14 protein-coding genes are annotated in these 13,249 nt (G+C 68.7%); 10 read left to right on the forward strand and 4 right to left on the reverse strand.

All coding sequences use genetic code 11. The features are described from left to right. The first annotated feature begins 178 nt into the window (after window positions 1–178). The 5 genes from OHA77_RS28510 to OHA77_RS28530 all read left to right on the forward strand — a co-directional run bounded on the left by OHA77_RS28510 (window position 179) and on the right by OHA77_RS28530 (window position 5,334). Window positions 179–1,369 carry an RNA ligase RtcB family protein gene (locus OHA77_RS28510; RefSeq protein WP_406312481.1) on the forward strand — a complete coding sequence of 397 codons (1,191 nt, stop codon included), beginning with the start codon at window positions 179–181 and terminating at the stop codon, window positions 1,367–1,369. Then, entirely contained in the window at window positions 1,366–2,025 is a 660-nt protein-coding gene (prfH, locus tag OHA77_RS28515) for a peptide chain release factor H (RefSeq protein ID WP_406312482.1), read from the forward strand. The genes OHA77_RS28510 and prfH overlap by 4 nt, the downstream gene beginning before the upstream one ends. Before the next feature lie 327 nt (window positions 2,026–2,352). Next, entirely contained in the window at window positions 2,353–3,363 is a 1,011-nt protein-coding gene (locus tag OHA77_RS28520) for an alpha/beta hydrolase (RefSeq protein WP_406312483.1), read from the forward strand. A gap of 513 nt (window positions 3,364–3,876) precedes the next feature. Beyond that, window positions 3,877–5,046 carry an acyltransferase family protein gene (locus OHA77_RS28525; protein WP_406312484.1) on the forward strand — a complete coding sequence of 390 codons (1,170 nt, stop codon included), beginning with the start codon at window positions 3,877–3,879 and terminating at the stop codon, window positions 5,044–5,046. A 114-nt stretch (window positions 5,047–5,160) separates the two neighbouring features. Beyond that, the gene (locus tag OHA77_RS28530; RefSeq protein WP_406312485.1) at window positions 5,161–5,334 is read left to right on the forward strand and encodes an arylamine N-acetyltransferase; all 174 of its coding nucleotides are present in this window, start codon (window positions 5,161–5,163) and stop codon (window positions 5,332–5,334) included. Here the strand turns inward: OHA77_RS28530 and OHA77_RS28535 are convergent. Both OHA77_RS28535 and OHA77_RS28540 read right to left on the reverse strand, forming a co-directional pair. Then, entirely contained in the window at window positions 5,259–6,626 is a 1,368-nt protein-coding gene (locus OHA77_RS28535) for a hypothetical protein (protein ID WP_406312486.1), read from the reverse strand. The genes OHA77_RS28530 and OHA77_RS28535 overlap by 76 nt on opposite strands. A 21-nt stretch (window positions 6,627–6,647) precedes the next feature. Then, window positions 6,648–7,043: a hypothetical protein gene (locus OHA77_RS28540; RefSeq protein ID WP_406312487.1), complete on the reverse strand. Its 396-nt coding sequence runs from the start codon at window positions 7,041–7,043 to the stop codon at window positions 6,648–6,650. 275 nt (window positions 7,044–7,318) lie between these two features. Here OHA77_RS28540 and OHA77_RS28545 point away from each other — a divergent pair, with 275 nt between their 5' ends. From OHA77_RS28545 to OHA77_RS28555, 3 genes are all read left to right on the forward strand, one after another. Continuing rightward, window positions 7,319–7,948, forward strand: coding sequence for a MerR family transcriptional regulator (locus tag OHA77_RS28545; RefSeq protein ID WP_406312488.1), 630 nt, complete (start codon window positions 7,319–7,321; stop codon window positions 7,946–7,948). Further along, the gene (locus OHA77_RS28550) at window positions 7,938–8,387 is read left to right on the forward strand and encodes a hypothetical protein (RefSeq protein WP_406312489.1); all 450 of its coding nucleotides are present in this window, start codon (window positions 7,938–7,940) and stop codon (window positions 8,385–8,387) included. Before OHA77_RS28545 ends, OHA77_RS28550 begins: the two co-directional genes overlap by 11 nt. A 355-nt stretch (window positions 8,388–8,742) precedes the next feature. Next, the gene (locus OHA77_RS28555) at window positions 8,743–9,555 is read left to right on the forward strand and encodes an aldo/keto reductase (RefSeq protein WP_406312490.1); all 813 of its coding nucleotides are present in this window, start codon (window positions 8,743–8,745) and stop codon (window positions 9,553–9,555) included. Window positions 9,556–9,694: 139 nt separating this feature from the next. On the opposite strand, the gene OHA77_RS28560 is transcribed toward OHA77_RS28555, so the two are convergent. Next, on the reverse strand, window positions 9,695–11,008 hold the full coding sequence (locus OHA77_RS28560; protein WP_406312491.1) for a GH1 family beta-glucosidase: 1,314 nt from the start codon (window positions 11,006–11,008) through the stop codon (window positions 9,695–9,697). Window positions 11,009–11,078: 70 nt separating this feature from the next. Here OHA77_RS28560 and OHA77_RS28565 point away from each other — a divergent pair, with 70 nt between their 5' ends. Then, window positions 11,079–11,735 carry a TetR family transcriptional regulator gene (locus tag OHA77_RS28565; protein ID WP_326825112.1) on the forward strand — a complete coding sequence of 219 codons (657 nt, stop codon included), beginning with the start codon at window positions 11,079–11,081 and terminating at the stop codon, window positions 11,733–11,735. Window positions 11,736–11,764: 29 nt separating this feature from the next. On the opposite strand, the gene OHA77_RS28570 is transcribed toward OHA77_RS28565, so the two are convergent. Next, the gene (locus OHA77_RS28570; RefSeq protein ID WP_406312492.1) at window positions 11,765–12,703 is read right to left on the reverse strand and encodes an aldo/keto reductase; all 939 of its coding nucleotides are present in this window, start codon (window positions 12,701–12,703) and stop codon (window positions 11,765–11,767) included. Window positions 12,704–12,782: 79 nt separating this feature from the next. Here OHA77_RS28570 and OHA77_RS28575 point away from each other — a divergent pair, with 79 nt between their 5' ends. Next, entirely contained in the window at window positions 12,783–13,157 is a 375-nt protein-coding gene (locus OHA77_RS28575; RefSeq protein ID WP_326825110.1) for a MerR family transcriptional regulator, read from the forward strand. Window positions 13,158–13,249 lie beyond the last annotated feature (92 nt).

A 13,249-nucleotide genomic window follows, 5' to 3' on the forward strand; every position in this document is an offset into this window, starting at 1 on the left:
CTCAACGGCAGGCATACAGGCTCGTACGACCGAAAACCGGTTGCCTCGTGCGGTGGGCTCAGGGAACGTGATGTCCATGACGCTCTGACGGACAGCACCCCGCCACTCCGAGATGCCACGGCGCCGACGCGCCGCGCAACGTCGTCAGCCCATACCCTTTTAAGGGAAAAGAGCCTTTTTGTCTCAGCAACACTCCCCGCAGGAGTCCCCGCTGCCGTCCACCGCGGCCATGGGGTCGGCAACCGTCACCGTGTTCGCCTCCCCCGCGAGCTGGATCGAGTCCGACGCCCTCGCGCAGTGCCGGCAGGTGGCCGCCCTCGACGGCATGATGCACGTCGCCGCCATGCCGGACCTGCACCCCGGCAAGGGCGCCCCCATCGGCGCCGCCATGGCGTCGACCGTGTTGTACCCGTTCCTGGTGGGCTCCGACATCGGTTGCGGCATCGCCGTGTTCCCCATGAAGCTCAAGCGCGCCGTACCCGAGAGGCTCGCCGCCCGGTTCCCCGATCTCGATCGTGCGCTGGATCCCGAGCAGGAGGCCGACGACCCGGCCTGGGCCGTTGTGAAGGGCGATATCCCCGCCGGTCACGTCGAGGGCCTCGGGACGGTCGGCCGGGGCAACCACTTCGTCGAGCTGGCGCGGATCGGGACCGTCTTCGAGCCCGGCCACGCGAGCCGTCTCGGACTCGCCGACGGCGACCTGGTTCTCATCGTCCACAGCGGTTCCCGAGGGCTGGGCGAACGGATTCTGCGGGCGCACACCGCGGTCCACGGCGCGGGCCCCGCCCCTGATCCCGCTGCCTACCTGGCGATGCATGACGACGCCGTACGCTGGGGCTCGCTCAACCGGCGGCTGATGGCCGCCCGGGTCGCCCATGCCCTGGGGGCCGAGCCCGCCGAGCCGCTCGTCGACCAGTGCCACAACCTGGTCGAGATCCGCGACGGGGTCTACCTGCACCGCAAGGGGGCGGCACCGGGTGACGGCCGCGACGTGCTCATCGCCGGCACGCGAGGCACCCCCTCCTACCTCGTGGCCGCCCACGCGGGGCCGGACGCCAACCATTCCGTCGCGCACGGCGCGGGCCGCAAGATGTCGCGGGCGGACGCCCTGCGCCGGGGCCGGGCCAAGCACACGGTCGAGGAGTTGCGCCGCACGCCGGTGGGGTCGCTGGTGGTGTGCGGCGACCGCCAACTGCTCTTCGAGGAGGCGCCGACGGCCTACAAGCGCATCGAGCAGGTGATCGCCGACCTCGTCGAGCATGACCTGGCCACGCCCGTGGCCACCACGGTTCCTCTGGTCACCTACAAGACGCCCGACCTCGGGTCCGCACCCCAGCGGGACCAGCGCCGCAAGCGAGGCCGGCGATGAGCGTCCACCTGCTCCTGTCGGCCGGGCGTGGCCCGCAGGAGTGTGCCTGGGCGCTGGCCCGGCTGCTGCGCCGCCTGGAATCCGACGCCACCCGGCAGAACGTGGAGACCCATCGGGCCGAGACCGTTCCCGGTGACCGGCCCGGCACCTACCGATCGGTCCTGATCCAGATCTCGGGTGCCGGCGCCGAGGCGTTCGCCGCCTCGTGGACCGGGACTCTGTGCTGGCAGGCCCCCAGCCCGTACCGGGCCGGCACCGGCCGGAAGAACTGGTACGTCATCGCCCGACCGTGCCAGGTCGACATCCCGCGCACGACGTTCTCGGAAGCGGATGTCGACATCGTCGCCTGCCGCACCGGCGGCCCCGGCGGTCAACATCGGAACAAGGCCAGTACGGCGGTACGGGCGACCCACCGGCCCTCGGGGATCGTCGTCGTGGTCGACACCGAGCGGCAGTTCAGCCTCAACCGCCGTATCGCCATGCGGCTGCTGCGACAGCGCATCGAGCACGGCGACGAAGCGGCGGGGCGCGCCGTCACCACCGCCCGCCGGCGCGTCCACGATGAGCTCGTACGCGGTGACCCCATCCGTGTCGAACGTCCGGAAACGCCGAAGCAGGACCTGGTTTCACAGGAGCGGACGCGCCGACGACCGTGACAGCCCACCCGGCCATGTCCTGCCGCGGAAGGAGAATCGCAGTGCGAGTCCGCAGAGTGAAACCGGGATCCGGGTGCCTGTCCATTCCCTGAAAGCGCGCGACTTCGCGAGGTGTCGAACGGTGGGCCCCGGCCCGTGAGGCCCGTCTGGCGATCTTCAGGTGGATCGCCCGCTGCACCGCGCGCAGGAAGCATTCTCGCCCGAAATGCCTCAGCCCCCTCCGATATGAATGGCAGCCGGATAAGGTGCTGATCGCTGCATGAAAGTCGGTGCCCCCATTTCGGGGTGAATCCCCGAGCGATAATCACGGCGAGGAGAGAAACGACCATGGCTGATGATGCGCGCCCGACATTCCATCTGCCGGCCCGCGACATCGCGGTACCCACATCGGTGAGCCCGGAGGCCCAGGCCGTACTGGCCCGAGGGATCGTGGGACCGCCCTATCAGTGGCCGCCGGCCGCGCCGCTGCCCGCGATCGACGACGTGGACGGCTGGCGGGAGATGATCGCCGCACAGCAGAAAGCGATGCTGGAGCTGTTCGGCGCCGCGTTGACCTCCGGCGGGGACGGCGTCGAGGAGATCGACCTCGGCGGTTTCCCGGTCTACAAGGTCACCCCGGAAGGCGTCTCGTCCGATGACCGGCGCGTGTATCTCGACATTCACGGCGGTTCCTGGACCCTGGGCGGCGGGCAGATGTGCCGAGCCGTCGCCGCCGCCACCGCCGCCCTGGTAGGGGCCCGAGTGTGGTCGGTCGACTACCGCATGCCGCCCGACCACCGCTTCCCCGTGGCGTTGGACGACTGTCTGGTCGCCTACCGGGCACTGCTGCAGGAGCACCGCCCCGAGGAGATCATCATCGGCGGCGTGTCGTCCGGCGGCAACCTGGCCGCCGCGCTGATCCTGCGGGCCCGTGACGAGGGTCTGCCGCTCCCGGCCGCGGCGATGCTCAGCACCCCGGCCACCGACCTGACCATGTCAGGCGACACCTGGCAGACCAACCTCGGCCTCGACATCGTGCTCACCGCGAGTCTGATGCCGGCCATCCTGCTCTACGCCGACGGTCACGACCTGCGCGACCCGTACCTGTCGCCGGTGTTCGGCGACCTGACCAAGGGCTTCCCGCCCACCATCCTGCTGTCCGGCACCCGCGACCTGCTGCTGTCGGACACCATCCGCATGCACCGAGCCCTGCGCGCCGCGGATGTACCCGCCGAACTGCACGTCTTCGAAGCCGCCGGCCACGGCGTGTTCCTCGGACAAGCCCCCGAAGACCGCGACCACGCCCGGGAGATCCGCCGCTTCGTCGACGAGCACTGGGCCGCCGCAAGCCGTTCCTGAACCCCACCGCACACCACCCATGGCGAGCAGGCCGAGGCAGCGGACACGCCGGCCGCTCGCCCGGTCGTACGCGGCAGTGCGGCGGGCGGCATGTCGCCCGCCGCACGGGGACCTCGCACGCCTGGCACGGCCGCTGCGGCATCGTGCTGAAAGCCGGCAGGAAGAGCGGTGCGGAACATGTCCTTCACGGCTGATTCGCTCGCGCCGTATGGTCGCCGCCGACCGGCCTCGGCGCATCTCCCGCATTGCCATGCTCCCAACTGGCGGTGAATTCAGCACTTGACAAGATGCCGTCAGAGCCGAGGGGCGACACCCTAAGGGCGTCAAACCGGCGGACGCGATTCCGGAAGCACCGAAGAATGGCCGCGAGACCGTCGGCCGAACGATTCCGATAACGATCAGGATGAAGTAAGGAGCCTTCTGATGATCGTAAGGGCCAAAACCTTCGATGAGCCTCCCGGAGCGCCGCCTTCCCCACCGCCCCTACCGCGACAATTGCCGACGCTGACCACGATGCGCTTCGTCGCTGCGGCAATGGTCTTCGTCTTCCACGTCGCCATGCAGCAGTTCTTCGCGGACCAGGGCGCTCAGCAGACCCTCCTTTCCGTCTTCACCCAGGCCGGCTGGACGGGTGTCGGTTTCTTCTTCGTGCTCAGCGGCTTCGTCCTCACCTGGTCGGACCGCCCGGGGCGCCCGGCCCGCCGGTTCTGGCGGCGGCGCTTCTTCAAGATCTACCCCAATCACCTGGTCACCCTGGTCGTCGCCTTCGTGCTGCTGACCTGGGCGGCGGGGGTCCATGTCGACGGCGGGCACGCGCTGCTCAACCTGCTCCTGGTGCAGTCGTGGTTCCCCCAGCTCGAGATCCGGGCCAGCCTCAATGGCGTCGCGTGGTCACTCTCCTGCGAGATGCTGTTCTACCTCGCGTTCCCTCTGCTGATCCGGCCGATCCGCGCGATCCGGCCCGACCGGCTGTGGGCATGGGCAGCCGGCGTGGCCGTTGTGATCTTCCTTGTCCCGGCGGTGTCGAGCCTGCTGCCGCGGGAGCCGTTCCTTCCGATGGGGACCAACTCGTCCTACGACTTCTGGTTCATCTACCAGTTCCCGCCGGTGCGGATGCTGGATTTCGTCTTCGGGATGATTCTGGCGCGGATCGTCATGACCCGCCGGCGGCTGCCGCTGGACCTCGGCGGTTCGGTCGCGCTGGCCGTGGCGGCGTACGCGCTCGCGCCGCTGTTCCCATGGGTCTACACCCTGACGGCCGTCATGGTGGTGCCGTTGGGCCTCGTCATCGCGGCGGGCGCGGCCGCCGCCCGGCCCCACCCGCCGACCAGCCTGGCCGGACGCGTCGCGGTCCGGCTCGGCGAGATCTCCTTCGCCCTCTACCTGTGGCACCAGTTGGTGCTGACGTACGGCCGCCAGTGGCTGGGCGGGAGCCGAGGCCTGTCGACCCCGGTCGCGCTGGGCGTGGTCGTCCTGCTGTTCGCCCTCACGCTCGCGCTCTCCTGGATGCTGTTCACCCTGGTCGAGCGCCCGATCATGCGGCGGTTCGCCGGGCCGCGGCGCGACCGTCTCGCCGCATCGGAGCAGCCGGCCGCCGTTCCGGCCGGAACCGCCGTCGGCGCCGGGGCCGGGGCCGATCACGCTCGAGCGGATGAGGGTTCGACGCCTGACGCCCCCTCATGAGCCCTCGCTCGACGACCGGACCGTGAAGCGTACCTCCGGCGCGCCGGAGGTACGCGACCGGCGCGGCCGACCGTCACCGCCCTGCGCGGGCTCCACGGGCGGCACGTCGATACGTTGCCGTTCGAGAACATCGACGTCCGGCTTCGCAAACCCAGGGGCATCGGTGCCGCGGCAGTGCAGAAGATCGTTCATAGGCGGCCCGGCGGCGCGTGCTATCCGATCTTGTCGCTGACGACGCCTGTCTCGTCGCTGGACCACACGTCATCGTCCTGGTGCAGCCAGGTCTGAGTCTCCCTCGGTTGCCCTTCCTGGCCCGCACCGCCGCCCATTCCGCCCATGGGCATCATCGGCATGCCGTTCATGCCGTTCACCGCCCCGGCTCGCGCGGCGGCGGGATTGACCAGCCCGCCGCTGCCGCCGATTCCACTGCTGGTTCCGCTGCCCGAGGTGGTGGGGGAACTCGTGGACGGCGTCGTGGTGGTGGTGGAAGCGTTGTAGGGGTTCGATGTGGAGGCGTTCTGATACGGGTTGGCCGTGCTGTCCGGCAGGGTGGGCTGGTTGAACGCGGCGAGGTCGGTGGACCGCGAGTCGTTGGCGTCGAGCCCCTTGCCGAGGTCGTTCGCGCCTCCAGACGGGTCGGTCAGGCCCTTCGTGGGGTCCGTCAAGCCCGCGGTGGGGTCCGTCAAGCCCTTGGAGGGATCGGTCACGCCCCCGTTGGGATCGATGCCGGCCGCACCCGATCCGTTGGGCCCCTGCGTTCCGTCCGGATACTCCTGTCCGGAGGGAAGCTGTCCGGAGGGACCCGAGCTTCCGTTCCCGGTCGGGTAGCCGCCCGCGGATATGCTGCCCGGCCCGTTCGGATCGGACGCGTTCCCGCTGCCGTAGGGGTTGTTCCCGCCGTAAGGATCGTTCCCGCCGTAAGGGTTGTTCCCGCTGTAGGGATTGTTTCCGCTGTAGGGGTTGCCGTCGGTGGGGTATTTCAGCGTCTTGTAGTCGGAGTCGGGGGCGGTCGGCGTCTCGATCTTGGGCAGTTCCTTACGCAGCGAGTCGGGGAGCAGGTCGGTCCACTTCTTGACCTCTGCGGTCAGCTCCTCGAGATGTTGCTTCGCGAGCCCGTTCTCCGTTCCCCACTCCTTGCCGTGGTTCTTGGTGGCGTACCAGCCCACTATGTCGTTGTCCATGGTGGTACCGCCGTTATTCCACGAGTCGACCCAGAAGGAGTCGCCGGTGTTCTTGTACTCGTGGATGACCTTGCCGAGCGACTCGAGGGGCCGTCCCATCTCATTGCCCTTGCCGGAAAGCTCCCGGACCGTCGCGTGGATGTACCGCAGCGCGGTCTGGGCCTCGACCGAGGCCTTGTCCCCCCAGGACTCGGCCATGGCCTTGCTGACGTCCTCGATCACGTTCCGGCACTCGGCCAGCAGGGAGCACGCGTCCAGGTAGGCGGTTCCCGCCTTCTCGACCGCATGGCCGTCCAGGCCCTCAACGATCTGCCTGACCCTGGCCACGGGCTGTTTGCCCCTGACGGTGAAGTCGACGCAGGAGGTCTTGATGAAATGCGTCGTTTTGGAAATATCCATGTCGGCACCCCTCCAACGGGCCTAGACCTGCTCTTTGCCGCCGTTGGCGAGACCGACGCCGTCATAGATGCCCGCCCCGGCCTGAACCAGCGCGATGGCGGCCGTGAGCTTGTCGATGATCTCCTGGTACACCTTGGTGAACTCCTTGTTTCCGTTCTCCAGGGTCTCGAAGAGGAACTTGCCCGCCGGCCAGTCCTCGGTCACGGTGGGCAACGGCATGACGGTGGTACGCATGGTCACGTCGCTGAGGGAACCGGTCTCGCTCCCCTGCAGGCGGGTCAGCATGGTCTGGAGCTCTATCGCGAGGTTCCTGAGCTTGATGGGCTCGTGCTCGATCTCGTCCGGCTTGGGATCGAGTCCCGGCCATGACGCCAGCCAGCTGCTGTCTTCGGCATGATCCTTTTGAGGCTCCGCCACAGTGCACCTCCACACGACCGTCCGAGGTGAGCGCAGCTGTACGGGCTCGCCTCGCCCCCTTCCGGTGACCCGCAGGACGCCTCGACACCCCTCGTCCACGGAACCGGTTGATCACGGAGCTTACTGGAACAGATCTATGACGTACAGAAAAAAAGGCCATGTCGCGCAAAAAGCGGACATGATGCACTGGTCGGCACCAACGTCAAGCCAGGCGACCCGTCTTGCCAAAAGATCAAAGCTTGACTCCCGATTTTGGGCCTGAAACAGGGAGTAGTATGAAAGGGGGAAGGAGAACCAGCCTCATGACTGATGTCAGACCCCGGAAGTCTTCGCCGGGAGCGGCTAAGAAGCGAAAGCATCGGACGCTCCCGCTGAAAAGTGATCATGAGACGGGTGGCACGGCGCAGGCTCCTCGTAGGAAAGAGATCGAGGAGCGGGCGGCGCTGGTCTTGTTCGAGCAGGCACAACGGCTGGACGGGGTGGCTGCCAGGACTCATGAGACCGGCACTCGTGACACGGTCCGGGAGGTCGTCCAGGATCTGCTCGCTCACGCCGAGCCGGTGCGGGCGACGATCGCGTCGAAGATTCTCGGTGTTGACGAGAAGACGGTTCGCGCGTGGGCCAAGGAAGGGCTGCTCGTTCCGGTCAGGGGAAGACCCCGCCTGATGCTTGAAGCCGAGCGTCTGTATACCGTGGCAACACTCGTCCAGGATCTACGCCGGGCCGGCCGCACCCGGAATCTGGTCGAGGCGGTCTGGCAGCGCCTGCAGGACCGAGAGCTTCTGGAGAACGATCAGCTGACCGACGGTGTTCGGCAGATGGAACAGGGCGAGGGCCGTCCGTGGCGGGAGATCAGGGCGGAGTGGAGTTCCAAGAATTCGGAGCTGACTGCCAGTGAAGACTGAGGTCTACCTCTCGGTTCTCGCGGAGAAGCACGCTGAGACCTTGCGCGGGGCGGATCTCAGGTCGTTCGTCGCCTTTGTCGGTGATTTGGAAGCGCGGGGTTGTGCGGCCCTTGGATATCGGCTCACGGGGGAACTCCCGGTGAGCCGGCTGTGCGTCAAGCATTTGAGAGACGCCATGCGCGTTGTGGTCGCCTTCAAAGAGCCGGGTCATGCATGGGTTCTGATGCTGGGACCTCATGATGAGCGCAACCGGACGCACGATGTCTACACCTCGCTGTGGGAGGTATGCGGGCTGAACGCACCACCGGTGGGTGAACGTACCAAACCCGCCTGTTGTGACGACGGTGGCGCGGACCCGAACCTGCCGGAAATAGATGATCTGGTGATTCGCTGTCGTGATCTCGCCAAGCCGCCTCGTCGGCGTAAGCGCCCAAGCTGACAAACTCCGGACTGAACGGTCATTGCACACCGGGCGGTGCGGGTGTCGGGGGTCCACCCGACTGCTCTCATGATGGTCGCCCCGGTCTGATGGGGGACTGCGGTGCATCCGGATCGGGTCACCGGTCCCGCGTCGGCGCGGGGCCCGGTTCCGGCAGCTCCAGGCGGTCGTACCGTACGCCGTTGTGCCTGATCATGTAATGAAATTTCCTGATATTTGGCTATCGGAGTGCTGTGGCGGGTGGTAGTCCACGCCATGTCGGGGCACTCTCAGTGCGGTACGCGCCACTGGTGGGCGCCCGCAACCGTTGAACGGGTCGCTGTCCGCGGGCGCCGCCCGGAACGGAGGACTGCAGATGATCACCCTGAACAACGGTGTCCCGATGCCGCAGCTCGGTTTCGGGGTGTTCCAGGTGCCCGAGGAGGAGACCGCCCAGGCGGTGACCACCGCACTCGAAGCCGGTTACCGGAGCGTCGACACCGCCGCGGCCTACGGCAACGAGCGTGCCGTGGGCCAGGCGCTGGCCGCCTCCGGCCTGCCCCGCGAGGAGTTGTTCGTCACCACCAAGCTGTGGAACAGCGACCAGGGCTACGACTCCACTCTGGCCGCCTTCGACACGAGCCTCGCCAAGCTGGGCCTGGACCAGCTCGACCTGTATCTCATCCACTGGCCCACACCGGCCAGGGACCTGTACGTCGAGACCTGGAAGGCGATGGAGAAACTGCTGGTCGACGGCCGGGTCCGGGCCATCGGCGTGTCCAACTTCCAGCCCGCCCACCTGACGCGTCTCCTCGATGAGGGCGGTGTCGTCCCGGCGGTCAACCAGATCGAGCTCCACCCGGGCCTGCAGCAGGCCGAGCTGCGCGACTTCCACGCCCGGCACGGCATCGTCACCGAGGCGTGGAGCCCGCTGGCCCAGGGGGCCTCGCTCAAGGACCCGCTGATCACCGGCATCGCCGACCGGTACGGCAAGAGCCCGGCCCAGGTCGTCCTGCGCTGGCACGTCCAGCTCGGAAACGTGGTGATCCCCAAGTCGGTCACCCCCGCACGGATCAAGGAGAACATCGACGTCTTCGACTTCGCCCTCACCGAGGACGACATGGCGGCGATCGCCCGGCTGGACGAGGGCCACCGCACTGGCCCGGATCCCGACACCTTCAACGGCTGAGCGCGCGACGCCCGCCGAGGCCGGTCCGACCGGGTCTCGCCGTGCTCCGCGCCGTCCGACCGGGTTCTGCCACGTTCCGTGCCGACCGGACCGGGTCTCGCCGTGCTCCACGCCGGTCCGACCGGGTTCCATGTCCGCCCTACCGGGTTCCGCCGCGTTCCGCGATCTGCTCCGCGAGCCAGTGGTAGGAGGCCTTCGGGGTGCGTTCCCCGGTGGCGAAGTCGACGTGGACGAGGCCGAAGCGCTGGTGGTAGCCCTCGGCCCACTCGAAGTTGTCCAGCAGGGACCAGACGTAGTAGCCGCGCACGTCCACGCCCTCGGCCCGGGCCCGCTCGACGGCTCCGATGTGCCCGTCGAGATAGGCGATGCGGTCCTGGTCGTCGACCACTCCGTCCGGACCGGGCACGTCGGGCTGGGAGCAGCCGTTCTCGGTGACGTAGACGGGTGGGAGGGCGTCGCCGTACCGGGCCTTCAGGCCGGTGAGGAGCTCGCGCAGGCCGTCGGGGACGACCGGCCAGCCGAAGGCGGTGGTGGGGTGGCCGGTGATCCCGGTGTCGGTGAAGGGGAGGCCCTCGGCGGTGGGGGCGGCGATCCGGGTGGGGTTGTAGTAGTTGACGCCGAGACCGTCGAGGCGGCTGCCGATCAGTTCGAGGTCACCGTCCCGGACGCAGTCCAGACCTACCCCATAAGCCGATAAATCAGGGTATTTCCCAAGGAGCACGGGATCGTTGAACAGGCGGTTGTGCAGGGTGTCGTAGGCGTCGGCGGCGGCCAGGTCGGCGGGGTCGGCGGAGGCCGGCCAGACGGGCGTGCAGTTGTTGGTGATCAGGACCTTCTCCGCACCCCGCTCGCGCAGGGCCGCCGCGGCGAGGCCGTGCCCGAGCAACTGGTGGTGGGCCACGGGGAGGGCGTCCAGGAGCAGAGCCCGTCCCGGCGCGTGGCTGCCCAGGGCGTAACCGAAGACCATGTGCACGAAGGGCTCGTTCAAGGTGATCCACATGGGGATCCGGTCGGCCAGCCGGTCGGCCAGCACGGCGGCGTACTCGGCGAACCGGTAGGAGGTGTCGCGGTTCAGCCAGCCGCCCGCGTCCTCCAAGGGCTGGGGCAGGTCCCAGTGGAACAGGGTGGCCGCCGGGACGATGCCCCGCTCGCACAGCGCGTCCGTCAGCCGGTCGTAGAAGTCCAGGCCCGCCTGGTTGACCCGGCCGCCGCCGTCGGGCTGGACGCGGGGCCAGGCGATGGAGAAGCGGTAGGAGGTCACCCCGAGCCCGGCCATCAGCGCGACGTCCTCGGGCCAGCGGCGGTAGTGGTCGCAGGCCACGTCGCCGGTGTGCCCGTCCCGGACCCGGCCGGGCTCGCGGGTGAAGGTGTCCCAGATCGAGACGCCCCGGCCGTCGGCGGTGACGGCGCCCTCGATCTGGTAGGACGCGGTGGCCGTACCCCAGAGGAACATGTGACCTCCCAATGGTATGAGTACAGCTCATGTTAATCTTCGGCGGAGCCGCGTAGGCGATGATGGAGCGATGACGAACGTTTCCGGGGGGACGCTCCGCCGCCGCCCCGCCCAGCGACGGAGCCTGGAGCGGGTCGAGCGCATGCTGGACGAGTGCGCGGGGCTGCTGGACGAGGTGGGATACGAGGCGCTGACCACCAAGGAGGTCGCGCGGCGCGCACAGGTGCCGATCGGCACCTTCTACCAGTTCTTCCCCGACAAGCAGGGGCTGGTACGCGCCCTGGCACTGCGCAACCTGGAGGCCTTCCTCGGCCGGGTCACCACCCGGCTCTCGGCCGTACGGCTCTCGGACTGGACCGAGGTGGTGGACCTGTCGATCAACGAGTTCGTCGCCATGAAGCGGACCACCCCGGGGTTCGCCGTCGTCGACTTCGGTGAGGTGCTCACCTCGCCGGGCGGTCCGGCGCTCAAGGGGACCGAGCGGATGCTCGACGCCGCGCTGGAGAACAACGCCATCGTGGCCGACCGGCTCCGCGCGATCACCATCGAACTGCTCGGCGCCCCGATCGGCCCCGCCCTGGACCGGGCGCTGGTCGTCGCGGTCGAGGCGGCCGACGCCGTGCTCAAGCTCGCCTTCCGTGCCCGGCCCGACGGGGACCCCGAGCTGATCGCCGAGTGCAAGCACCTGGTCCGCCGCTACCTCTCCGATCACCTCCCTCAGAGCTGACGCCCGGTCCGCCGGCTACCCGGCCGACGTCATCGGACGGAGTCCAGACGGGTGCGGAGCTCCTCGTCGAGCTTGAGGTCCACGGCGCCCAAGGCCTCCTCCAGCTGGGCGAGGGAGCTCACCCCGACGATCGGGACGACCGGGTGGTCACCGCCGGTCAGCCAGGCCAGCACCACCTGGTTGACGGTCACCCCCAGCTCACCGGCCACCTCGCGCAGTACGGCGAGCCCGCGGGTGGTGCCGGGGTGATCGTAGATCTCCGGGATCGGCCGGTCACGCCGGGTGTAGGCCCCGGACATGAGCGTGTTGTAGGCCCACAGGGTGATGCCGGACTCGGAGCGCAGGTAGTCGATCGTCTCGTCCTGCACGAGGACATGGCCTCCTTCTGCCGGCCGTGCTCCCGGCCGGGGCCGCAGGTAGGTGTGCCGGAGCTGCACGTTGGTGTAGGCGGGCCAGCCGTTGGCCCTGGACAGGGCGCGGGCGCGCTCCAGGCGCCAGGTTGCGATGTTGCTCGCCCCGATCTCGCGCACCTTGCCCGCACCGGCCAGCTCGGCGAACGCGCCGAGGGTCTCCTCCAGGGGGACCGACCGGTCCTCGATGTGGGCCCAGTACACGTCGATGTGGTCGGTCCCCAGCCTCCGCAGGCTGCCCTCGGCGGCCAGGCCGATCGCGGCGGCGGACAGCCCTTCGGCGGAGCCCAGTGTCCGGTCGCCGGGGACCGTCGGCCGGGCGCCGCACTTGGTGCTCAGCACGACCCGGTCGCGGTTGCCCCGGGCGGCCAGCCACCGGCCGATGGCCAGCTCGCTCTCGTCGCCGGTGGCGCCGTCTTTCCAGAAGGGATAGTTGTTCGCGGTGTCCAGCAGGGAGCCTCCGGCGTCGGCGAACCGGTCGAGGATCGCGAAGGTCGCCCTGTCGTCCAGGACGGTGCCGAACGGAATGGTGCCCAGTGCCAGCGGAAGTCGTGTCATGGGCATCACCCTGCAGGCTGGAGCTCACTCCAGGTCAAGTGCTGATATTTCGCTTGACCTGGAGTGGGCTCCAGGTGGGATGCTGCCGGACGTGAGCGTGTACACACCGGGGCAGGTGGCCGAGGAGACCGGCTTCAGTCTTGACACCCTGCGCTACTACGAGCGGATCGGGTTGCTGGAGCGGGTCGGCCGCAACGCGGCCGGGCAGCGCAGGTTCACCCAGGACGACGTCGGCTGGCTCGGCACGATCCGCTGCCTGCGCGACACCGGGATGCCGATCGCGGAGATGCTCCGCTTCGCCGAGCTGGTCCGGGCCGGCGACCACACGATCCGGGACCGGATCGCCCTGCTCGAAGCCCATGACCGGCGGGTGCAGGCCCAGGTGGACAACCTGCGCGAACAGCAGACGGCGATCCAGAAAAAGATCGGGTACTACCGTACGGTGGCCGGCTAGAAACCGCACGACCGCTTTGCCCCCGGGCGGCCCCCCCTTTCCGGTCCGGCTGTTAGACCGGTAGGCCAGTGACCGGCAGCGGGATCGGGGAG

The organism is Streptosporangium sp. NBC_01639 (assembly GCF_045209755.1).
GTDB lineage: Bacteria > Actinomycetota > Actinomycetes > Streptosporangiales > Streptosporangiaceae > Streptosporangium.